Raw genomic sequence first — 23,929 nt, 5'->3', positions numbered from 1 at the left:
TACCTACTTACCCGACCGGTTTCATTAGCTGATTAATCCGGCTGACGAGGTCGCGGGTCGAAAAAGGCTTGGGTATGTACAGGTTAGCGCCGGCCTCGTAACCGGCCTGCACATCGGCTTCTTTACTTCTGGCACTCAGAAAAATTACTTTCGCATGGTTCAGATCGGGTTGCGCCCGTACGTACCGGCAGAGTTCATGACCATTCATTTTGGGCATCATGACGTCGAGCAGGAGCAGGTCCGGTTTTTCGGCGTCGATCAGTTCCTGGGCTTCGGCCCCGTCGCGGGCAATAAAGACCCGGTGTCCTTCTTTCTTCATCAGGAATTCGAGCGAGAGCAGAATGTTTGGTTCGTCGTCGGCAATTACTACGGTAAGCATAGAGATCAGTGATCGGATGGCTAGTCAACGGGTATACGTACGGTAAAGGTAGCACCTTGTCCCAATTGACTCTCCACCCGAATGCTGCCGCCATGTAATTCGGCAATTTTCCGGGAAATCGCCAGGCCCAGTCCGCTACCCGTCGGTTTGTCGCGGGTTTTGTGGTGGAGCTGGTAAAACTTGTCGAAAATCAGCTCGTGATAGGCCGGGTCGATGCCCACGCCGTTATCGGTTATACTCACGATCAGGTTGGGACCATCGGCTGATGTTAGTACGGCAATTCGGCCCTGGTTAGGTTCACAAAACTTGACCGCGTTCGAGAGCAGGTTGATGAATACCTGCATCAGCCGATCGTGGTCGGCCCGAACGGGGGTGGGCGGAATGTCGTGCTGTACCGTGATGCTGATGTTTTTTTCGCGAATCAGCTGCTGTATGGTATCGATGGCCTGGCGTACGATATCGCGCAACAGGACCGGCTCCAGCTGTAGCTGTAACCGCCCCGATTCGAATCGCTCCAGATCCAGCACCTGGTTGATGAGTCGGGTAAGCCGTTCGGACTCGCGGATAATCGTTCCCAGAAACTGCTGGCGGGAGTGATCGTTCATATCGGGCGTGTCGTACAGAATCTCGGCCAGTGCCCGCACCGACGTGATGGGCGTACGAACCTCATGCGTGATGGTCGACAGAAACTCGGCTTTGTTGAGGTCGGCTGCCTGCAGGCGTTCGTTGGCTTCGCTGAGTTGCTGAGCCATCTGTTCCAGTTCCGTCGACTTTCGTTTGAGCTCCCTGTTGACCGAAAGCAGCTCCTGCGAGGTCTTGAGAATACGAATCACTTCATCGACCGAAATAGTTTCTTCCTTCGCAATGGAGGCTACGAGCGTACGGGCCGAGGCTGTTCCAATAGCGCCCGCCAGCAGTTTCTCGCAGTAGGTAACCAGCCGGGCGTCGGCGTAGGAGGTCGGGGTGGCGGGTGCATGTCGGCTGGTATACCGCTCAATAACGCGATTGGCCCAGTCGGCTCCGAAAAAGGTGGTGAGCAGCCGCTGTAGTTCCGACACGACTACTTTCCCTTTCCAGACTACGGAACTCTCGTCGGAGCGCGAAAGCCGGAAAATATCGACGAAGAGAACCGCCTGGTTGTGCTCCAGCGCGCTTTGCGGCCGGTTGATCGATCCCCACAGATACCCCAGCACATTGACCAGCAGGGACCAGAAAATTCCCTGGGCCAGCGGCTCCAGGTCGGTTTGTCCGAACAGGTTCTGCGGGCGTAAAAAACCAATCCCCCAGGGCCCCTCGGTCAGTAGCGTAGGTGGAAGCAGCCCGGGTACGAGCGTAGGCAGAATCAGCGTGTAAAACCACATAGCGGTACCGGCATACAGACCCAGCCGCGCCCCCGCCCGATTGCCTTCTTTCCAGAAAATACCGCCAATGATGGCCGGCGTAAACTGAGCGACAGCCGCGAACGAAATCAGCCCAACCGATACCAGCGAGAACTGCTGCGACACCGTTCGGTAGTATATATACGCCAGGACCAGAAACAGGACAATCGTGAGCCGCCGGATGTTGATGACAAACGTACTCGACACCGCGCCAAACCGGTTCTGCCAGTTGGAACGGCTCACCAGAAAAGGCATCACGACGTTGTTGCTGACCATGACGCTGAGCGCAATCGTTTCGACAATGATCATGCTCGTGGCCGCCGAAAATCCGCCGATGTAAGCCAGCAGGGCCAGGCCTTCGCGGCCGTACTGCACCGGCAGGGCCAGTACGTAGTTGTCGGCGTCGATGGGGAGGTCGCCCAGCAGAATATGGCCCCCAAAGGCCAGCGGCAACACAAAAATATTGATGACGAACAGGTACAGCGGAAACAGCCAGATGGCTTTGTCGAGGTGCTTCTCGCTGGTATTTTCTACTACGGCAACCTGAAACTGGCGCGGCAGGAACAGAACGGCCACCATCGACAATAAGATATTCCAGAACCAGTCGCCCGACGTATGGCCCGGCCCGAACGTGAACTGCTGGCGCAGCGCGGGTATGGCCCGGGCCTGCTGAAAAATATCCGTCGGGCCATTGAACAGCCCGAAGGTGACAAACAGACCAACCGCTACGAAAGCGACCAGCTTCACGAGCGACTCGAACGCAACGGCCGTGACCAGGCCCTCGTGCCGCTCGGTCGCTTCGAGGGTACGGGCGCCAAACAGGATCGTGAAAATGGTCAGAACCAGTGTGATATAAAAGGCCTGGTCGCCCAGAAACAAGCCTTCCGATGCGTTACCCGCCTGGCCCGATAATACCGAAAAACTGGTCGCTATGGCTTTGATCTGGATAGAGATGTAGGGGATGATACCGGCTACACACAGACCCGTCACGAAAACGCCCAGCCCCCGATTTTTGCCATACCGGGCCGAAATGAAGTCCGCAATGCTGGTAATGCGCTGGGCTTTGCAGATGCGAATGATTTTCCGGAGGATGAGCCACCAGAGCGGAGCCGCGAGCGTTGGGCCAATATAAACCGTCAGAAACTGCATCCCGTGCGATACGGCCCGGCCTACACTGCCGTAGAACGTCCAGGCCGTGCAGTAAACGGCCAGCGATAACGAATAGACATACGGGTTATTCACCAGACTCCGGCGGGTATGCGTGCGGTGTTCGGCCCAGTAGGCAATCAGAAAGAGCAGACTCAGGTAGAGCAGCGAGCAGACGATGAGCGTGAGGCTATTCATCGGGATGGAATGAATCGTCAGCGTTGTGGTTGCCGTGCAGGCAGATCACCAGCGATACAATCAGAGCGGCCCATACCACCAGCACGTAGGCATAGCTGCCAGGCAACCCACCCGTCAGGTCAGGTACGTTAACGATCGACAGGAATGGCTCGTTGAAAAGCAGCATAAACACGATGCTTAGCAACAGTAGTCGCCGGGTTTTCATATGGAAGGTCAGTTACGGGATAGCTACAGATCAACAGCCGGTCTCGGGCAGTACCGCTGGTCTCGGGCCAGCGGTACTGCTCTGCCACTTTATTTACAACGGGTGTGGCCTAGCTGACTTCATCGTCATACTCGCCCTGGAGCGCGTAGAGGCCAAACCGGACCAGTCCACCCACGATAATGGGCAACAGTACGAACAGAATGATGATGCCAAAAACCAGGTCTTCGGTTTTGCCGCTCGTCAGTTTGGGCAGACCGAACTGGGTAAGGCCGTAGTAGCCGACAACAGCCGCCAGCGCCAGCCAGACAATGCCAGCGTATTTTTTGATTGCGTTCATGGAACAAAATGTCTACAGGTTAGAATGAATTAGTCGTGGGTTGTCCGGTTTTTGTTGTCGATGTACAGCAGGCCAATGACGAAACTGACAGCGGCCACCCCGATCGGGTACCAGAGTCCTTCCAGATAGGGAGCTGCGTTGGGCAGGGCGGCTCCGGCGGCTTCCGCGGCCGTGTTGGCATCTTTAGCCTTGGTGGCCAGATAGGTCGCTACGGCCGGCAGCAGTCCGCCAAAAACCCCGTTCCCGATGTGGTAGGGTAACGACATGGACGTGTACCGGATCTTGGTCGGGAACATCTCAACCAGGAAAGCCGCGATGGGGCCGTACACCATTGTTACAAAAATCACCTGAATGAAAACCAGCCAGATCAGCGTCCATTTGTCAGCATCATTGATGGTGACGGTCTTCCTGATTTCCGGCTTGGGAGCCTCGGCCGCGGGCGTAGCTGCAATTTTTGTTTTGATTACCTCCTCGTAGGTGGTGCCGTCGGTATACGCTTTGGCGATGGTTTTGGTCGTAATGAATCCACCGGCTTCTTTAGGGTTCGGGGCGGTTACCGAGTCGATTCGGGCAGCACCGGCCACTTCGGTTTTGTTACTCAGGTTGGTGGTCTGGTACATCTTCTCGTAGATGGTTCGATACGATAGGATGGCGACCAGCATACCGGCCAGCATGATGCTTTTCCGGCCGATTTTATCCGAGAGCCAGCCGAACAGCACGAAGAAAGGCGTACCCATCAGCAGGGCTATGGTCATCAGCCCATCGGCCTGCATTGCTTCTACGTTACAGATTTTCTGAATAAAACTCATGGCGTAAAACTGGCCCGTATACCAGACTACGCCCTGCCCCATGGTGGCCCCGAACAGCGCCAGCAGAACGAATTTGAAGTTGTACCGGTTGCCGAAACTTTCTTTCAGCGGACTGGCCGACGTTTTCCCCTCCGCTTTCACTTTGGCGAACAGGGGCGACTCACTCATGTTTTTCCGGATGACGTACGAAATAAGCACCATCAGGATCGACACCAGAAACGGCACCCGCCAGCCCCAATCGTTGAAGGCTTCTTTAGACATCGATAGCCGCGTGAGCATGATCACCAGCAGCGAAACGAACAGACCAATGGTGGCGGTGGTCTGAATCCAGGAGGTCCAGAAGCCCCGCTCGCTTTTGGGTGAGTGTTCGGCTACGTAGGTAGCGGCCCCTCCGTATTCGCCACCCAGCGCCAGGCCCTGCAACAGGCGCAGGATCAGCACCAGCAGCGGAGCCAGGAAGCCAATGGTTTCGTAGCTCGGAATCAGGCCAATGGCAAACGTAGCTCCGCCCATCAGCAGCAGCGTGACCATGAAGGTATATTTCCGGCCAATCAGATCGCCGAGCCGCCCGAAAAACAGCGCGCCGAACGGACGAACAACGAAACCGGCGGCAAAGGTGGCCAGCGTAGAGAGAAAGGCCGCCGTTGAGTTGCCTTCCGGAAAAAACTTGGTGGCCAGTACCGTCGCCAGCGACCCGAATATGTAGAAATCGTACCATTCGATGAGCGTTCCGACGGAAGAGGCTCCGATGACGCTGATCAGCGAACGGATGTTAGTGGCTGGTTTGGCCTTGGGTTCTGTAATCATGAATGAAACAAGGTTAATGGACTAGGTGAAGAATTAGAGATAAACCTGGGCCTGCAGGATAAACTCACCCCGAGTACCGCTGATGGTATTTTTGTCGGTGTAGACAGGACGTACCGACCACTGTGGGGTAATCTTGGCATGGTGGCCGTCCAGATAAAAATTGCAGCCCAGGTCGTAATAATTACCCGATTTTCCGAGCGCTTCCAGGTTCTTGAGCGTGTAGGCTGCATAAGGCTGTATCCGCATGACGGGTTTCTCGGTGGTTTTGGGTAAAAGCAACCCTGCCTGGGTATACCAGATCGTTCCCGTACCGACCAGCGGGCGCGCATTTCCCGGACCGGCCAGCGCGCGTTTTCCTTCAAAAGAAGCGTCGGCCGCGCCGGGATTCATGATGCCCAGATTTCGCAGGTAGTTAGGACCAAAATCATACCTGTAAAGAACGCTGTAGGTGGTAATGGCCATGTTTTTTTCCTTTTTCCCGATTGGCATATCCGCGAAGACATCCACCGAAAAAAGGTCGATATCGTGGGCGTTTAATTTGCCGTTGTTCATAGAGCGTGTTGCTTCGGGCTGTCGGTAAAAACCCGCGCCAATGTTGAATACGCGCTTGGTTCCTACGTAAGAGCCCACCTTGAAGGGCAGGACGTTGGCTTCCTGATCCAGAAACTGATACTCGAAGTAGCCACCATAGGACATTTTACTGACGCCATTATTATCAACGGCTACATCGGGCGTTACGGTCGTGCCGCTCAGCGGGGGCGTCTGGTTGGTAGCGAAGGGTTTGTTGTAGTTCAGGCGGTACTCCAGCTTACCCAGTTTGCCTTTGGCATAGATACCGAACAGCCGGGCAAACTGATCCGAATTTTCGATCAGCGGCCAGTTGAATATCGGGGCGTCGACCGCCAGGAAGTTCAGCGTGCTGGCCGATGTCATACGGGATATACCGTGCCAGTAGTGCAGCCCGGCGCCCAGGTAGAGCGTATTCTTTCGAACCACTCCGGCTGCATCTTTCCCGCTGGGTACAACGGCGTATTCGTTCCAGACATCGTGGAAAAACAGGCCTGGCTTTTTGCCCTGGCCGTACCCACCCGTACCGCTGCTTCCGGCGGCTCCGCCGTTTATGAACGTCTGGTTGTTGATACCTACATGGGTCAGAATCAGATAACGGGGCGAAATCTGGGCGTAGGCAAGTATCCGAAGCCGCCGGGCGCCTATATCCGTCAGGTTCTCCGTCGGAACCCCGTTTACTGACGTACCTGGATTCATCTGCATGGATCTGAACCACATTTGGTTCCACATAAGAATTCGGGCGTATTTGGTCCCTTCCGGATTCAGGTTAAACTTGAGCCCGGCTCCATAATCGGATGAGCCCTGAGCCATACTTTGTTGTTGACATGGCCCGCTGAGCAGCAGCGCAAGTACAAGTAGGTGTAAGCTATGTTTCATGGGTAAGACAAGTTCGGATCGGCGTTCGTTGCCGGATCAAAACTGTCTCTTTCTGCAAGACCTGCGAAACCTTCGGAATAGATACGGTCAATTGCTAGCGATGGTCAGTCTCGAAACCGTTCCCAGCGGATAATCATAAATTTATCGCCTAATTCGGTAACGATCATACCCGCGCCCTGTACGTTTTCGCGACTGCTGAAAAATTCTGACAACTCTTTGTGGTTCAGTATCTTGTAGGTTGGGTGGTAGAGCCGGTTCTGGGGGGCTTTCACCTGGTATTTCTTGACCCAGTTCATGACCGATACATGACTGACGCCCAGCAGCCGCTCAATCTCCCGGAAGCTGACCCCCTCGATGTATAGCTGCAACGCCTTGATAACGTAGTAACTGTTAATGCCTTTACCCACCTTGTCGACGGTGAAATTATAGGCGCAGTGCTTGCATCGGTACCGTTGCCGATGGTTGAGAATGCCGTTTCTAACTAGCTGAGCGCTATTACATTTGGGGCAACGAGACGCAGTCATGGGTGGTGGGCAGGATTATCGCTATCAAATTACCAAATATATAGTAACTTAGCATAATAGCACAATTTTATCCCCAAATAGCTCAATAAAATAGGCTTTAAACGCCTGCTTTCAGTAGTATATATCGGCAAACCATCCGTTGGCGAAAGGGGGGCTGTGGCCAGGCGATAGGAGCTTCCGACAGCGGGGGGGCTGCCATCAGGCTGGCAGTTGAGGAGGAGAGGGGGCCCGAAAACACAAAAGGTTGCCGGATCAGCATTAGCTCATCCGGCAACCTCAAAAAAATCGGTTTAACAAGTTCTAGGGAGAAAGCCGGTCGATAAGCCAGTCCTGTCCGTCTTTCCGGTATCGGATGCGGTCGTGCAAACGGCTGGGTCGCCCCTGCCAGAACTCAATCTGGTCTGGAATCACCCGAAAGCCACCCCAGTGGGGCGGTCGCGGAATAGGCTGACCGGCAAACTGGGCTTCGAGCTTCTGTTGCCGCTTTTCGAGGGTGTCGCGATCGGTAATGACCGAACTCTGGTTTGATACCCAGGCCCCGATCTGGCTACCTCGCGGCCGGCTGGCAAAGTACGCGTCTGACTCGGCAGCGCTTACTTTCTCCACGTGGCCCTCGATCCGGATCTGGCGTTCCAGCTCGGGGTAGAAGAAGGTCAGAGCGGCCACCGGCCGTTCGGTCAGGTCGCGTCCTTTGCGGCTTTCGTAGTTGGTGTAGAAGACAAATCCGCCCGCTGATATATCTTTGAGCAACACAATACGACCGTCTGGTCGGCCGTCGGCGGTGATGGTGCTGACGTGCATGGCGTTCGGCTCCGGAACCCCCGAACCTAGGGCTGCATCGAACCAAAGTCGGAATTGAGTCAGTGGATCAGATGAAACATCGTCTACATCCAAACCGTTAAGCGTATATTCTTTCCGTAAGTCGCTAATTGTTGACGGCATTCTGTTGGGTTGTTTAACGGCAATTCAACGGCCGAACTGCAAGAAAATCCGCATATTGTCGTAATTTTGCAAAAGTAATCGGTACGTTCCCAACATGGCAAACGAAGAACAGGAAATAAACCAGCAGCCGGACGCTACAGATCAGGCAACCGGTACGCTGGCCGTTAATACCCCCGAAGACACCACGACGCAATCTACGGATTCGGGCGAGGCAGCTGCTGCTACGCCTGACTCGACCGAGACGCCGGCCGCAACTCAGCCACAGGCTAGTGGTGTTGACGAACCTACCTCTCAATCGAACGATACGTTGACAGTCTCAGAATTAACTGAAAATGAGTCGGTAGCGCCGGAGGTCGAAAGCCAGCCGGTCGTTGATCAGTCGGCTGCTGACCCTCAGGAAGCCGATCAGGCTGTTCTGGAAACGGTTGCCGAAACAGCGCCCGAAGCCGATCCTCAACCCGAAGCGCCCGTCGCCGAGACGAGCGTGCCAGAGGAGCCCGTTGCCGAAACGCCTGCGCCTGTCGCCGACGAAGAGGCTCCTGTTGTTGCTGCCGAAACGGAACCTGCGGCTGAGACAGCTACGACCGAAACCGATGAGGTTACGGCGCAGTATGCTACGGTAGCTGAGCCCGAAGAAGCCGACGAAACGGCTTCACAACCGGCGGCTGACTACAGTCAGTTCTCGAAACAGGACTTTGTAGCCCTGCTCGAAAGCCAGCTGGCAACTGTTAGTGCGACAGCGGTAACCCCTACCGATTTCAAGAAAGCCGATCAGGTGCTGAAAGAAGTGAAGCCCCTGTTCGATCAGATGAAGCGGGCCGAACGGGAGGCTGCCCTGCAGGCCTACGTAGCCGACACCGGCGCCGAAGAAGGGTTCGACTATAAATATGATGAGGCTGTTCTGCGATTCGACGACCTTTACAAGCAGATCAAAAGCCTCAAAAATACCTACTTCCAGAATCTGGATAAGGCGAAAGACGGCAACTTCGCGGCTAAAACCGAGCTGTTGACCCGCCTGCGCGAACTGGTCGAAACCGACGAGAACAACGCCGGCGACCCCAAAACCAGCTGGAACGAGTTCAAGAAGATTCAGGACGAGTGGAAAGCGGCCGGAAACATGAATTCCCCGCACAACGCCACGCTCTGGGCTACCTACCACGCCCTGGTCGATCGGTACTACAGCAACCGGAATATCTATTTCGAGCTGAAGGAGCTGGATCGCAAGCGGAATACGACCCTGAAAACAGAGGTGATCGAAAAGGTGGAAGCGATGGCCAGGGCGGCTGAAGAGACGCCCGTAACCCGCCAGACTATCGACGAAGCAAACGCCCTGTTCGAAGAATATAAGCACATTGGTCCCGCACCAAAAGCCGAACAGGAAGTCCTGTGGGGCCGCATGAAAGCTGCGCTCGACGTTCTGTACGACAAACGGCGCGATCAGACCAATGAGCAGCGTAAAGAGTCGGCTCAGCTGTACGAAGAGAAATCGGCTATTTACGAAGAACTGGTACCGCTGACCTCGTTCACCTCGAACAGCATTAACGACTGGAACGATAAGACGAAGGTCGTGATGGCCCTCCAGGATCGCTGGAACGCCATAAAAGGACCAATGCCGCGCGAAGAAGGCAAAGAGCTGAGCAAAAAATTCTGGTCGGCCCTCAAAACGTTCTTCCATAACAAGGGCGAGTTTTTCAAGCAGCTCGAAAGCAAGCGCGAGGAAAACCTGCGTCAGAAAACCGAACTCTGCGAGCAGGTAGAAGCGATCCTGGCCTCGGGCGAAGAGTCGCCGGAGATCACCCAGACCGTAATCGAGCTGCAGCGCCAGTGGAAAAACATCGGTCAGGTTCCAGAGAAACAAAAGAACTCGATCTTCGACCGATTCAAAGCCGCCTGCGATGCGTTCTTTAACAAAAAGCGCTCGAAAAATCAGGAAACGGAGCGGGAGTTTGAAGGGAACCTGGCCAAAAAGATTGCGCTCATCGAGCGGATCGAAGCGGCCGCTACCGAAAACGCCGATCTGTCGCAGCTGAACGAGTTCAAGAAAGAGTGGAACGCGATCGGCTTCGTACCGAAAAAGGATAAAGAGTCGATTCAGAAACGGTACATCAACGCTGTCAATGCGCTGGTGGGGGCCACGGGTAAGATTCCGGCTAAAGACAAAGAGCGGATCATGCTCCAGAGCGAGGCTGAAGCCACCCGGGGTGGCGGTGGTCGCGATCGGGCTGATCGGGATTACAACCGGGGCGACCGCGACGGGGGTGGCAACAAACGCGAAGGCGATATTCGCCGGCGCATCACGGCCATCGAAAACGATATCGCTACGTACCGTAACAACATCGAATTCTTTGCCCGTTCGAAGAATGCCGATAAGCTACGGGCCGACATCGATAAAAAGATTGCCGATGCCGAGAAGCAGCTGGATGACCTGCGTCACCAACTGCGGGTCGCTCAGGCCTAGTACATACTAACTTTCTACGAAAGGCGTCTACCCCCGGGCAGACGCCTTTTTGTTTGTATTGCCTATCCAGCTGCAACAGAAAGGCGTCGGAAAGCGTAGCGATTACAAGGGCTGGTCTGCCCACGAGTCGTTGACGATCAACACCGTCCACTACCTGTTTCATAACGTTCATGTAAAAATAATATCTGTAGTAAACTCTGTTGACTATATTTTGGTTACCCTGCTAATGCCACCATCTTTTACTCAATGATGCATTTTTTACGACGCTTTTTGCTGACCGGTCTGTTGTTTAGTTGCTCGTGGCTGGCCATGGCGCAGACTACTTATGTAATCAGCGGGCGCGTAACGGATGCGGTAACAGGCGAGGGAATACCGTTTGCCAGTATTGCCATCAAAGGAACAACAATCGGTACAACGTCTGATGTCGAGGGACGCTATACCATACGGGCCAAACGCCTGGCCGACTCCCTGCAAGTCCTTAGCCTGGGCTATCAGAGCCGGTTTTACAGGCTCATGCCGGTTGAAACGCAGGTAGTCAATGCGCAGTTGACAGCGGGGGCCACCAAACTTCAGGAAGTAAAGGTATATGCCAAAGGGGGCGACCCAGCCTACCGGGTTATGCGGGAAGCCATCCGCCGACGCGCCCAGTACGACCCCACGCGGTTGTCGGGGTATCAGTACGACAGCTATACCAAGATAGAAGGGTATGTCAACAACTTTAGTCAGAAACGCCGGAAAGGTCGGTCGCCGGGACCTATTGGTCGGCTGCTGGGTAAACTTCCAGCTATAACCGACGGCAACGGAAATCCGGCTGTACCGGTGTTCGTTTCCGAAACGTTCTCCAACTTTTACGCCCGTACCAACCCTGAAAAGCAGAAAGAACGGGTCCTGAAGTCGCACGTGACCGGGGTAGGGGTGAGCGATGGCGGGCTGATTGCCCAGTTGACGGGAGCTTCGTTCCAGCAGTACAATTTCTACCGAAACTCGCTCTATGTACTCCGGAAAGACATCCCCTCGCCGGTAGGGGCGCAGTGGGAAACGGTCTATACCTTCCGGATGAAGGATACGATGACCCTGGGCGATGCGGTTTGTTACGAGATCGAATTCACGCCGAAGCGAGCCGCCGATCTGGCTTTTGCGGGCACGGTCTGGATCGATACGATGCAGGTGGCGCTGGCGCAGATTGATGCGCGGGTTGACAAACGGGCCAACATCAACTTCGTCGACGAACTGCACATCGAGCAGGAGTGGGAACGGACGGCATCGGGGGTGCGGTTTCCGACCCAGACACAGGTAACCATCGATACCGACGAACCCGCACCACGGGCACCGGGCGCGCTGATCCGATTCTTTGCTACGGCCCGTAACATTGTCGAGAACCAGCCGAAAGAGGCCGGGTTCTATGACCCGTCTATCGAGCTGGACGACGACTACCGAATGGCCGATGTGGCGTTCTGGCAGCGCGTTCGCCCCGATTCACTCTCGGCCGATGAGTGGAAAGCGATGCGGGTGGTTGACTCGGTACGGAATGTGCCGTTTATTAAGGTGGCCGGCGAGATTATCAAGCTGGGCGTACTAGGCTATAAACCCATTGAGAACTGGCATATCGACGTTGGGCCGTTGCTCTACTCCTATGCCAACAACAACATTGAAGGAAACCGGTTTCGGCTGGGCATGCGTACCAACACCGGTTTTAGCCGTAAGTGGCTGCTGAGCGGGTATGTGGCCTACGGCACCCGGGACCAGCAGTTTAAATACAACGTAGGCATCGAGCGGATTCTCAGCCGCAAACCCTGGACCGTGGTGGGCTATCGGCAAACCTACGACCTGGAGCGTATTGGCGTATCGGCCGATAACATTGGCGGCAACTCCTTCTTTGCGGCCTACTCGCGCTTCGGCATCATTCGTCGGCCTTATTTTCAGGAAGATAAGCTCCTGTATTTCCGGCGGGAGATGGGCAGTGGCTTCACCCAGACGCTGGCTCTTCGTCGGCGCTCGTTCGAGCCGCTCTTCCCGTTTGCATTTCGGCCGCAACCGCAGGACGATGACCAGACGATCCGGTCTACGTACCAGGTCACGGAGCTTACCTCAGAAACCCGATTTGCCCCCGACGAGGTTATTCTACAGAACGATAACGTACGCGTTAGCGCCGGCGCTACCCGTAAGCCTATCGTCACGTTACGGTATACGCTGGGACTGCGGCAGGTTTTCGGCAGCGACTTTACCTACCATCGGGTGGCGTTTTCGCTGAAACATTCGTTCCGGATGGGGGTGTTGGGCCGTACGTACTATACACTCGACGGCGGGCTGATTCCGTCAACGGTACCGTACCCCCTGCTCTATACGCCCCTGGGTAACGAATCGTCGTTCTATGTCGGCAATGCCTATAACCTGATGAATTTCTTTGAATTCGTGGCTGACCGCTGGGCATCGGCGCAGGTTGAACACAACTTTAACGGCTTGCTGTTTAACCGGCTTCCCGGCCTGCGTCGGCTCAAATGGCGTGAGCTGGTAACTGCCAAAGTGCTGGTTGGCAGCGTCTCATCGGCTAACGTAGCACTCATTCCGCCGGCCGACGAGCAGGGGCGGGCGGTGGAAGGATTTAATTCGCTGAGCCGTACCCCGTACGTAGAAGTTGGGTACGGCATTGACAATATCTTCAAAGTACTTCGGGTCGACGCCATTCATCGGCTTACCTACCGCGATAACCTGAGCCGTACGGGTATTCCCGTAACCCCGTTTGCCATCAAAGTGTCGGGCTGGCTGGCATTCTAAGCGGGGACCAGTACCGACAAATACGGCGTCAATTGTGAGGCTACGGCCCCGAAATCTCCTATTATATAATATCCTATAGAATATAAAGAGTAATTGGAACAGTGTGCTGCCGGGTTAGTTGAAATCTCAGTGATAAACTAATCATACTCAGTAGAACACGTTATGAAAATCAATCGAATTATTCTTGGTCTGGCCGTAGTCCTGGCGGCCTCTGGATTGTCTTTAGCGCAGCAGAACAGCGCCGGCACCATGAACGCAGGAACAGCCGGCATGGTAGGCCGTGAGAGCAAAGCATCGTTTGACCAGGCCAACCAGAAGGGGGCCGCTACAGTAGCCGCTATTCAGCCAACCAGTGCCAAACTGTCGAGCGCCGACCAGGCGTTGATGATGGAAGTAGCCAAAGGGGGGATGATGCAGCTGGAAATGAGCAAAATGGCGGTCCAGAATGCCAGTAACGATGAAGTGCGTCAACTGGCCCAGGCCGAAGTGGAGGAGCAAACGGGTCTGTCGACCAAACTTCAGGAAATTGCGTCGGCCAAAGGCGTAACCCTCCCCAGTGCTCCCGATGCCGAAACAACCGCCAAACTGGACAAGATGAAAGCACAGTCGGGCATGTCGTTCGACCGGATGTACGTGACCGAAAGTGGCGTAAAGGGCCACGAAAAGCTGGACGGCGTAATGAGTAAGGTCAAATCGAGTGCTTCGGATCGTAATCTGAAAGAAGTGGCGCAGGCGGCTCATCCACTGGTCAAAACCCACCTGAAAGTATCCCGTGAGGTGATGAACAAAATGTCCGGTAATACATCGAGCGGCCGATAAAATAGTCCGCACATTGAGTTGTATAATCGGAAAAACCGGAAGGCAGTTGCTTCCCGGTTTTTTTGTAGTGGCCCTGTACCGGGAAGTAGCTGGCCCGCTACCTTTTAATAATTCAATACAATCCGGAAAAAGCTATCTTTGATTGATGAACGTACGACTTCATGGTGCGTTTTTGTAATCCGGTTTATAGCTATGAATTCTCCAGAAAAGCCTGGTCGCCGACAGGTCCTGAAACTGAGTGCACTCACTGCGGCTGCCGCCCTGACGTCCCGCTTCGACGTGTTGGCAGCTCCCGCTAAGAAAGTTGGTCTGCAACTGTATACCTTACGAGACGAGATGGGCAGAGACCCGGTCGGGACTCTGAAAAAGGTAGCCCGGATCGGTTATAAAGAGGTAGAATCATTCGGCTATGCCGGGGGCAAGTTCTTCGGTAAAAAACCGGCCGAATACGCGGCTCTGCTGAAAGACCTGGGCCTGTCGACGCCCAGCGGCCATTACGTTACGGGCAAGGTGATGATGAAAGACGAAGGCTCGCTGATCAACAACTGGAAACGGGCGGTTGACGATGCCGCAGCCATCGGGCAGAAATACATGGTATGCGCCTACCTCTTTCCGGAGGAGCGTACCAAACTCGATGATTACAAAAAATACGTCGACCTCTTCAATAAGTCGGCCGAAGTATGCCGGGCGGCCGGCATACAGTTTGCGTACCATAATCATGACTTCGAGTTCAAAGCGCTGGGTGGTAAAGTGCCGTACAATGTGCTGCTGAGCGGTACTGACCCCAAGCTGGTACAGCTGGAATTAGACCTCTACTGGGCTACGTTTGCCGGGCAGGATCCCGTAGCGCTGTTCAAAAAGCACCCCGGTCGGTTCCCGCTCTGGCACATCAAAGACATGGAAAAAACACCCGAACGGGCTTTTGCCGAAGTAGGAACGGGAAGCATCAATTTTCAGCGCATCTTCGACGCACGCAAAATAGCCGGTATGACCCACTATTTTGTGGAGCAGGACGTCTGTAAACGCCCCCCGCTGGAGGCTATTGCCATCAGTTACAAAAACGTACAGAAACTAAAGGTGTAACGAGCAAACCGGGCAGTTGGCGTACCTGTTGGCCACGACTGCCCGGTTCTGGTTTTACCGGGCAATGACCAGGCTCCCGCGTAATACCGGTTTTTCGGGCACTGTATAGACCGTATAGGCATACAGGCCCGGCGGCAGCACGTTTCCGTTGAGCGTACCATCGAACGGCTCCTTATAGCCCTTGTCGGACCGGAAAATGACCTCGCCCCAGCGGTTGAAGACCGTCACGACCGCATCCGGAAACGCTTCGATACCGGGCAGGTCCCAGGTGTCATTCATCCCGTCGCCGTTGGGGGTGAAGGCCTCGGGTACCCATACTCGGGCATATACGGTGATATGGATCGTATCCCGCGCTTCGCAGCCGGAGCTGTTGGCCACGTAAATCGTGTAGGTAATATCATTCTGAATCGACTGAACCGTTGGGCTGGCCGCGTTTGCGTTATCCAGATACTGCCCCGATGCCCATTGAAACTGATTCGGGCTACCGGTCAGGCCCGGAGTCAGGGCGAACGTATTGCCTTTGTAGGTAATTAGAGAATCGACCAAGTCGATGGTCGGAATAGGCGATACAACGGCCGTTCGGGTGGCCACCACCCCGGCACATTCGGGCGCCGGTTTTACCGTATAGGTGACGGTGTGGTTCCCGATGCCGGCCCGCAGCGGGCTGAACTCATCTTCCGCTACGCCCGTGCCCTCGTAGATTCCGCCCGCCGGCTTGCCCTGCAGGCTGTAGGCCGGCGCATTGGGACCACAAACGGCCGGTAGCGAATCGAGCAGGACCGTAATGGGCGGTACCGGGGTGATGCTGACCGGGGCTGACACGCCCTGACAGCCATAAATGTCTTCGGCCGTTACGACATAGGAACCAACGGCCGAAATGCTGTACTGAGCAGACGTAACCCCTGCTACGGGCTGTCCATTAAACTGCCAGCTGTACGTAAGTCCCCCGCTTCCCCGCAAGCTCAGGGTCGCTTGCGGGCAAAGCCGGTTGAAGCCCGATTCAGATGTAACAACCGCCGAAACCGCTGCCGATCGCGACACATCGGCGGTGTCGGTGCGCGACAGGCAACCCAGTGTCTGATGGGTCATGACAACCCAGTAACGCCCCGGCTGGCTGGTTCGCAGCGAATCGACGGTTTGACCGGCCAGGGGGAGGCCATTGCGGAACCACTGGTAAGTCACCTCCGTTTCGGACGATTCGGCGCTCAGACTAACGCTACCTGTTGTGGCGCATAAATGCCCGGCAGTGGCTAATCGGGCGTCGCTACCGACTACAGATACCGCCAGTACCTCTGAATTACCGACTTTGCTGCATATGTTTTTTGTTGAAGCCACAACCGTGTACAGGCCGGTAGCCCGGGCCGCCAGGGTGGCGCTGGTAGCCCCCGACAGATTGACGCCATCACGACGCCACTGGTAGTTCCAGTTAGGATCGAACGACGCTTCGAGCACGGCTGAATCGCTCCGGCAGATCGTCGTACTTTGCTGGCCGGGGCGGGTAATGATCTGTACCGTTGGTTCAGGGGTTCTGGCCGGCGGACAATCAACGACCAGAAACTGAAAATCACGCCGTACCTCCCCGATTTTCACCCCGTTGCGAAATTCTTCGACCCGTACCGCAAAGACGAATAACCCAAGCTGGGTTGCTGTTACAGATAGCTGCCCCGTCTGGGCGTTGACGCGCAGCGGCTGGCTGGCTTTGATGGCGTTATCGGCGCTATAGCCGGCGGCCCAGGTTACGTCGGGGTAGGGAGCCGGTGCCACAATATTACCCTGCCCCTGTCCATTCCCGTTTTTCTGGTTCAGGGGCGTAATCATTGAGTAGCGCAGCTCGTCGCCATCAGCGTCTGTACCACCGAACGGAAAGGTAAACGGTTCGTTGATGCAGATATACTCGCCGTTGATAGCCGGAAAGCGGGGCGATGAGTTAACGAACAGGCGTCCTCCCTGAACCAGCGCCGGAAACTCCATGTAAAAAGTATAGCCCGTCTGAATCGGATTGACCAGGTTGGTAATGCTGCCGTTGCGGTTACGCGTCTGATAAGAGATGTAATACCCTTCCGGGTCGCTGTAGGTGGCCGGGTCGAGCTGGATAGTGGCTTCAAAGGTGGCCACGATGAAGCTGAGATTCCGCTGATCGGCGCAGACGGAGTTCGCGTAGATAACAGGTTGGCGCTGGCCGGTTTCGCTAACGGTAAACGACATCATGAGCCCATTGTCGCGCTTGCGGAATATGCCCAGTGCTCCTCCGCCCTGCTGATCGGCCCGGCGCCCGGCTTCCATGTAATTGGTGACGATGATTCGATAGGCGCCGGGTACTGTGCCGATGGAACGCATCTCAATCTGCCCACCTACCTGATGGGTTGCCCGTAGTGAACCGGGGAGAAGAATCAGTAAAATCCAGACAAAGACAAATAGAGTTAGCCGCATACAACAACCGTTACCTGAAACGCTACATTCACTCAGCACTCTGATACTGTAAATGCCACGCTACGCGGACGCACTGATGCAGTAGCCGACAAACTCTACGCTTAGCTAATATACAAACTCGGGTATCTAATGACGTGAAAAGTAATTGATTACCAGCCAACGCGCCAATTTTGTTTTCGTACGGTATCTGGTGATGAGGTATTTGCTGGATAGTCCCGATACGCCAGCAGGCTCCGGTTCGTTGCGTCGCTCCCGAAACAGTATGACAGCGGTATAAGCGGGTGTTATTTAGGCTGGTGATAAATGAGAACCGGTACGTCCGATGTCTCGATCAGGGCCGAGGTCCGGTTTGGGTGGAGCAGACCATCCAGGAAACCCGATTGGGGGTAGAGCTGCATCACAATCAGGTCGACGGGCGGATTTTTGAGCTGGTCTTCGGTCAGGATCTGCAGTTGCGCATCGAAGGTATCGACGAGCGAATCGGTCTGGGCCGACACATTGGCCTGGGTCGTTCCCGACTGCATGGCGTAGGCAATGGTGCGGACCTGCGCCTGGGGAGCCAGGGTGCCTTCTTCGACCATAGGTACGATGAGAACCGGGCAGATAGCGGAGTCGGCAACTTCAGAAACGGCACTGCCGGCCAGCCGGTCAAAGAAACTGCTGAGCGAGCTACGACCCATGATGATCAGATCCGCCGAGGTTTCGCGGGCTGCGTCGAGAATTTCATCTTCAACGGAGCCGATCCGCCAGTCTGTCACGACAGAGAGGCCTTCAGCCTGCAGGTCAGCGGCCAGTTGTGACAGGCGTTGCTGGCTTATGTCTTCAATCTCCTGCGACGCGGCCAGGCCCAGGCCCGGATCGCCCAGGGTAGGCAGGGTCGTGTCGGCAATCATGGGCTGGTACACGTGCAACAGGGTAACCGTGGCCCCCGTCTTGCGGGCAAACAGTCGAACCCAGTTTAACGGAGCGGTGGTGCTGGACGAAAAATCAGTAGGGAAAAGTAGGTTTGTCATAACAGTTGATGCTGGCAGGGGGCCTATCAGTTCGCCCGCCTGGTGGTTCACTGTCACTGATAACCAGGAACAGACAACTGTGTTTACAGCGAATACCTACTCCTCCGGTCTAATCCAGCCAGGGGCGCGGGTTACCTTTCTCCCGGCCGGTTCCCTAAACTAACCGAATGGTTGGGTAAATATTTATTGTAAGGTGCTGTTTGTCAGTATTTAGTAGTAAAGTAATATAGTCCTATAGCTTTGCTTGTGATTATATTTGTTGCCGAAATTAGTACAGCCTTTCCTCTCATGACATCAGTAAACAAAACCCTGCTCATCAGTGCTTTCTGCGCCCTCGCGTTCTACAGCTACGGAACCGCCATGATGGACTATTTCGTCGCTTATCCGTCGCGGGCTCTGATGGGAGTGCCTGATTTTGTGACCTATCATGCCCTGCACGAACAACGCATGATACCGGAACATATCATACCGTTCCTGTTCCTGACTATCCTCAACGGGCTTATCATCTGGAAACGGCCCGCCGGTATATCGGGCTGGCTCCTGTGGGTGTCGTTAATATGTCTGCTCACCGACTGGCTCCTGATGCTGTTCGTGCCGACGCCCGCCACCTTCCCGTCCGCGCTACACGAAGAACAGGGGCAGACGTTGATGCGGCTGGTAATCGACACCAATAACGGTCGTATCCTGCTCGAATCGGTGCATACGGTGCTGGCGTTTATTATGCTGTGTCAGCACGCGATTTATGGCATCAACCAGCGCCTGACCGATCAGCCCGTTGGGTCTCACTGATCAACGCCAGGCTGGCCAGATCATGACCCGGCAGGCGGACCATTAGTCCGTGTTGCGGGCTTTTGGGTCGGGCGTAACGATGGAGGCTATTTCGGGAACTTTGTTCAGCTTTTCGATAGCCAGCAGCTGTTTCATGGTCTTTTCCATACCTTCGGTCGACCCATCGAGGAAGATAACGTTGCCCCGGCTGTTTTCGGCAAAATGCTTGACGGCTTCCGTCCAGATCGAGAAGAGGATCAGGGACGCATCGAGATCGGCTTCGTTCATGACCTTGGCCGACTCGGCCATACCTCTGGCTACCTCCTCGCGGAACAGCGCCACCCCCTGCCCCCGCAGCTGAGCGGCCGTTTTTTCGGCTTCGGCGGATATTTTTATGGCATTCCCTTCGGCTTCGGCCGCTTTGGTTTTGGTGATGAGCAATGCCTGCCCTTCGTTTTCGGCGGCTGCCTTAAGGTTGGAGGAGGCTACTACCTGCGCCATCGAGCGCATGATTACCTCGTCGAACGCAATATCATTCAGTTGCAGGTCGGTCAGGTGATAGCCCCAGCTTTCGAGTAGGCTGTCGAGCTGCGCCTTCACGTGTTCGATAATTTCGGAACGCAGGGCCAGAATTTCGGACTGCCGCTTGGTGGCTACAAAACTACGGATGGACCCTTCGATGGTGCGGATGAGCGCCTGCATGAACGAAGCCTCGTCGATAAACTTGAACGCCACGTTTTTTATGGTTTCCTCGGCCTGGTTCAGGACCGAATACACCAGCATAGCCTTGAAATTGACGTTGGCCTGGTCGGCCGTAATGGCCTGGAACGCCAGCTCGACCGACCGGTTCTGGATGGAGATGCGCCGGTAGATGAACTCGATGAAAGGAATCTTGAAGTTCAGCCCCGGGGTCATAACGCGGGCGTATTTCCCAAAAATGGTAATAACCGCTACCGTACCCTGCTGAACGATAACGATAGACAGAAACGCGATAAGTACCGCCAGAAAGAATAGGATGCTTAGAATAATCATACGTGTCAGGTTAAGAGTAAGTAAAGCAATGTACAGCTTTGGGTGATAGTTACAATACGGAGCGAGCCCAAACAAAAACCGGATGCTGCATCAACGTACAGCATCCGGTTTTAGGATCGTTGGGATATTGTATGACCGGGCCGCCGAGCCGATAAATCTACCGCCAGGCGGATGAACTAGTGGGCAACCAGCCAGTTTTCTCCGACGCCGATGCCGGTTTCCATCTGAACCCCCATCGGAATAGCGTTCTTCATGATATGATCGACATGCTCGCGCAGCAGATCGAGCTCATCGCGGTGGGCGTCGAATACCAGTTCGTCATGTACCGTCAGGATCATCTTCGATTTCAGCTTTTCCCGGCGCATGAAGTCATGAATCTGGATCATGGCAATCTTCAGCATATCGGCTGCGCTCCCCTGAATAGGCGCGTTTACGGCGTTTCGTTCGGCAAACATGCGGTCGGTTACATTGCGGGAGTTGATGTCGCGCAGATACCGGCGCCGGCCCAGAATCGTTTCGGCGTATCCGAACCCACGCGCCTTCTCAACGCTCTGGTCCATATAGGCTTTGATGGCCGGAAACTCGGTGAAGTACTCATCAATGATCTGAGCCGCTTCCTTGCGCGGAATCTTCAGCCGCTGGCTCAGGCCAAACGACGATATGCCGTAGATGATGCCGAAGTTGATGGTTTTGGCCTTCCGGCGCATGTCGCTGGTGACATCGCCGAGCCCCACGTGGAAGACCTTGCTGGCCGTCTGCGTATGGATGTCGACGTTGTTGTTGAATGCATCGAGCATGGTCTGGTCTCCGCTGAAGGCGGCCATGATCCGGAGTTCGATCTGCGAGTAATCGGCCGACATAATCAGGAACTCCGGCCCGCGCGGCACAAACGCCTTCCGTATCTCCTGACCGCGGGGGGTACGGATTGGGATGTTCTGCAGGTTGGGGTTGGCCGATGAAAGCCGCCCCGTGCTGGCCACGGCCTGGTTGAAGGAGGTATGAATGCGGCCCGTACGCTTGCTGATCAGTAACGGCAGCGCATCGACGTAGGTGTTCTTCAGCTTGATAAGCTCCCGGTAGTCGAGAATTTTGCGGGCAATTTCGTGCTCTTCTTCCAGCTTCGACAGGATTTCTTCGCCGGTGGCGTACTGGCCGGTACGGGTTTTCTTGGCGTTCTTGTCGAGCTTGAGTTTATCGAACAAAACCTCGCCGAGCTGCTTCGGCGATCCGATGTTGAACGACTCGCCCGCAATCTGAAAAATCTCCTGCTGTACCTGTCGCATGTCTACCTCAAGTATAGCCGACAGTTCGGCCAGGGCGTTGGTATCGAGGGTGATCCCTTCCAGCTCCAGGTCGGCCAGCACCTGCACGAGCGGCATCTCGACCTGATCGAATAGTTTGTGCAGGCTGTCCTTTTCGAGCCGGGGCGCGAAGGCGTTGCGCAGTTGCAGGGTGATGTCGGCATCCTCGCCCGCGTACTCCACTATTTTCTGCACGTCTACATCGCGCATAGTCAGCTGTCCCTTCCCTTTTTTACCAATCAGAGCTTCGATCTCAACGGGCTGGTAGTTAAGGTAGGTCATGGCCATCATGTCCATATTATGGCGCATTTCCGGCTCGATCAGATAGTGCGCAATCATGGTATCGAACAGTTTGCCCTGCACCTCGACGCCGTACTTTTTCAGCATCAGCAGGTCGTACTTGAGGTTCTGTCCGATTTTTTCAATAGCCGCATTCTCGAACACCGGCTTAAACTGATCTACAATGGCCTGGGCTTCGGCCCGGTCGTCGGGAACGGGTACGTAAAAAGCCTCGCCCGGGCGGTAGGCGAACGATAGCCCGACCAGATCGGCCTCAACGGGGTCGATGGCCGTTGTTTCGGAGTCGAAACAGAGGCTGCTCTGAAGACCCAGATAATGGACCAGACTGGCCCGCAGCTCGGCCGTGTCGACCAGTCGGTAGTCGTGAATGACCGATAAGATATTTTTCCGGCGCTCGGGCTGAACCTCGTCAATCTCGTAGTCGGGAAAAACGTCCAGATACGCCGGTTCGCTGGTTTCGGTGACGGTAGCGCCCGGCGCATCGTCGGTTGTTTTGGTATCGGTAACGGCATCTGGTGTGGCAGCGGACGCCGACGCCACCGGGGCTTTCACCTTCGTGCGCTTCGGCTTGTCGGCGGGCTGGGCCGCAGCCGGAGACGCCGAGTCGAAATCGAAGGGCAGGTCGTCGGCGCCAGATGGCTTCACCGCGCTCATGTTGGGGAACGGCAGGAAGGCCGGCGCCTGATCGGCGGGTGAATCGAACAGATTCATCTGGGCCGGCGGGTTATTCTGAAAGGCGGTGGGGAGCGGTTTTTCGTCGTAGGTGCCGCCGAGCAGTCGCGTTTTCATCTGTCGGAACTCCAGCTCATCGAGCAGGGCGGCCAGCCGGGGTTTGTCATATTCGGTATGCCGCAGCCGGTCTTCGTTGAAGTCGACCGGAACATCGAGGTGGATGGTAGCCAGCTGTTTGGAGAGCATACCCTGCTCCGCAAAGTTGACGACATTCTCTTTGAGTTTGCCCTTCAGCTGGTCGGCACTGGCAATCAGGTTTTCGACCGAGCCGAAGTCGGCAATGAGTTTCTGGGCTGTTTTTTCGCCAATGCCCGGAATGCCCGGAATGTTATCGACCGAGTCGCCAACGAGTCCGAGCATATCGGTAACCTGCTCGATGCGTTCGATCTGCCAGCGTTCCAGGACTTCGGGTACCCCCAGCTTTTCGGCGGGCTTGCCCATGAAGGCGGGCTTGTAGATATGAACGTGCTCTTCGACCAGCTGCCCGTAGTCTTTATCGGGCGTCATCATATACACCTCAAAATCGGCGCGGGCCGCTTTCTTGGCGATGGTCCCGATAATGTCGTCGGCTTCGTAGCCGTCCATGATCAGAATCGGGATGTGCATGGCTTCGATAATCTGCTTGATGTAGGGCGTAGCCACGCTGATGTCTTCGGGCTGCGACTGCCGGGTGGCTTTGTACATCGGAAACTGTTCGTGCCGGAAGGTTTTCTTCGATGAATCGAAGGCAACACCGATGTGGGTCGGTTTTTCTTTCGACAACACCTCGATCATGGCGTTCATGAAGCCGAAGATGGCTGAGGTATTGACCCCTCTGGAGGAGATGCGGGGGGCTTTGCTGAACGCAAAATGCGCGCGGTAGATGAGGGCCAGCGCGTCTAACAAAAACAGTTTTTTCTGTGGTTTAGCCATTCGATAAAAGTCGCAGATCAATTCGCCAAAGGTCGAAAGTCGGGCCCAGAAAGCCTACTTGCGCCCTGATAAATTGACGATAAACTGGGGTATTGGGTATACAAATACAACAGCCAAAACCGGGTTTTGATTCA

At 55.2% G+C, this 23,929-nt stretch carries 17 protein-coding genes; 5 read left to right on the top strand and 12 right to left on the bottom strand.

The features are described from left to right. Positions 1–7: 7 nt before the first annotated feature. The 8 genes from EQG79_RS05490 to pdxH all read right to left on the bottom strand — a co-directional run bounded on the left by EQG79_RS05490 (position 8) and on the right by pdxH (position 8,172). Entirely contained in the window at positions 8–379 is a 372-nt protein-coding gene (locus EQG79_RS05490) for a response regulator transcription factor (RefSeq protein WP_077919250.1), read from the bottom strand. A 20-nt stretch (positions 380–399) separates the two neighbouring features. Further along, on the bottom strand, positions 400–3,102 hold the full coding sequence (locus EQG79_RS05485) for an ATP-binding protein (protein WP_129600455.1): 2,703 nt from the start codon (positions 3,100–3,102) through the stop codon (positions 400–402). Further along, the gene (locus tag EQG79_RS05480; protein WP_129600452.1) at positions 3,095–3,307 is read right to left on the bottom strand and encodes a hypothetical protein; all 213 of its coding nucleotides are present in this window, start codon (positions 3,305–3,307) and stop codon (positions 3,095–3,097) included. Before EQG79_RS05480 ends, EQG79_RS05485 begins: the two co-directional genes overlap by 8 nt. A gap of 109 nt (positions 3,308–3,416) precedes the next feature. After that, entirely contained in the window at positions 3,417–3,644 is a 228-nt protein-coding gene (locus tag EQG79_RS05475) for a DUF6814 family protein (protein WP_077919247.1), read from the bottom strand. Positions 3,645–3,673: 29 nt separating this feature from the next. Further along, positions 3,674–5,260 (bottom strand): MFS transporter, encoded by a 1,587-nt coding sequence (locus tag EQG79_RS05470; protein WP_129600449.1) that lies wholly within the window; start codon positions 5,258–5,260, stop codon positions 3,674–3,676. A 33-nt stretch (positions 5,261–5,293) separates the two neighbouring features. Next, on the bottom strand, positions 5,294–6,706 hold the full coding sequence (locus EQG79_RS05465; RefSeq protein WP_170315641.1) for a porin: 1,413 nt from the start codon (positions 6,704–6,706) through the stop codon (positions 5,294–5,296). Between the two features lie 104 nt (positions 6,707–6,810). Continuing rightward, positions 6,811–7,230: an IS1 family transposase gene (locus tag EQG79_RS05460; protein WP_129601143.1), complete on the bottom strand. Its 420-nt coding sequence runs from the start codon at positions 7,228–7,230 to the stop codon at positions 6,811–6,813. A gap of 300 nt (positions 7,231–7,530) precedes the next feature. Then, positions 7,531–8,172 (bottom strand): pyridoxamine 5'-phosphate oxidase, encoded by a 642-nt coding sequence (gene pdxH / locus EQG79_RS05455; protein WP_129600445.1) that lies wholly within the window; start codon positions 8,170–8,172, stop codon positions 7,531–7,533. A 94-nt stretch (positions 8,173–8,266) separates the two neighbouring features. Here pdxH and EQG79_RS05450 point away from each other — a divergent pair, with 94 nt between their 5' ends. From EQG79_RS05450 to EQG79_RS05435, 4 genes are all read left to right on the top strand, one after another. Beyond that, positions 8,267–10,630, top strand: a complete 2,364-nt coding sequence (locus tag EQG79_RS05450) for a DUF349 domain-containing protein (RefSeq protein WP_129600443.1) — start codon at positions 8,267–8,269, stop codon at positions 10,628–10,630. A 246-nt stretch (positions 10,631–10,876) separates the two neighbouring features. Next, positions 10,877–13,405 (top strand): DUF5686 and carboxypeptidase-like regulatory domain-containing protein, encoded by a 2,529-nt coding sequence (locus tag EQG79_RS05445; RefSeq protein WP_129600441.1) that lies wholly within the window; start codon positions 10,877–10,879, stop codon positions 13,403–13,405. A 162-nt stretch (positions 13,406–13,567) separates the two neighbouring features. Further along, the gene (locus tag EQG79_RS05440; protein WP_077919240.1) at positions 13,568–14,224 is read left to right on the top strand and encodes a DUF4142 domain-containing protein; all 657 of its coding nucleotides are present in this window, start codon (positions 13,568–13,570) and stop codon (positions 14,222–14,224) included. 192 nt (positions 14,225–14,416) lie between these two features. Further along, positions 14,417–15,307: a sugar phosphate isomerase/epimerase family protein gene (locus tag EQG79_RS05435; RefSeq protein WP_077919239.1), complete on the top strand. Its 891-nt coding sequence runs from the start codon at positions 14,417–14,419 to the stop codon at positions 15,305–15,307. 54 nt (positions 15,308–15,361) lie between these two features. Here the strand turns inward: EQG79_RS05435 and EQG79_RS05430 are convergent, their stop codons facing one another. Both EQG79_RS05430 and EQG79_RS05425 read right to left on the bottom strand, forming a co-directional pair. Continuing rightward, complete coding sequence (locus EQG79_RS05430) at positions 15,362–17,737, bottom strand: gliding motility-associated C-terminal domain-containing protein (RefSeq protein ID WP_129600439.1); 2,376 nt, start codon at positions 17,735–17,737, stop codon at positions 15,362–15,364. Positions 17,738–18,021: 284 nt separating this feature from the next. Then, a complete protein-coding gene (locus EQG79_RS05425) occupies positions 18,022–18,750 on the bottom strand; it encodes a universal stress protein (RefSeq protein ID WP_077919237.1) in 729 nt (242 codons plus the stop codon). Positions 18,751–19,038: 288 nt separating this feature from the next. Here EQG79_RS05425 and EQG79_RS05420 point away from each other — a divergent pair, with 288 nt between their 5' ends. Beyond that, positions 19,039–19,539 (top strand): hypothetical protein, encoded by a 501-nt coding sequence (locus EQG79_RS05420; protein WP_077919236.1) that lies wholly within the window; start codon positions 19,039–19,041, stop codon positions 19,537–19,539. A gap of 42 nt (positions 19,540–19,581) precedes the next feature. Here the strand turns inward: EQG79_RS05420 and EQG79_RS05415 are convergent, their stop codons facing one another. Then, positions 19,582–20,550 carry an SPFH domain-containing protein gene (locus EQG79_RS05415; protein WP_077919235.1) on the bottom strand — a complete coding sequence of 323 codons (969 nt, stop codon included), beginning with the start codon at positions 20,548–20,550 and terminating at the stop codon, positions 19,582–19,584. 176 nt (positions 20,551–20,726) lie between these two features. Continuing rightward, positions 20,727–23,795: a DNA polymerase I gene (gene polA / locus EQG79_RS05410; protein WP_129600437.1), complete on the bottom strand. Its 3,069-nt coding sequence runs from the start codon at positions 23,793–23,795 to the stop codon at positions 20,727–20,729. Positions 23,796–23,929 lie beyond the last annotated feature (134 nt).

The sequence above is a fragment of the Spirosoma sordidisoli genome (genome assembly GCF_004138325.1).
Taxonomy (GTDB): Bacteria; Bacteroidota; Bacteroidia; order Cytophagales; family Spirosomataceae; genus Spirosoma; species Spirosoma sordidisoli.
The sequence above is the reverse complement of the archived record's forward strand: the minus strand, read 5'-3'. Positions and strand labels throughout refer to the sequence as shown.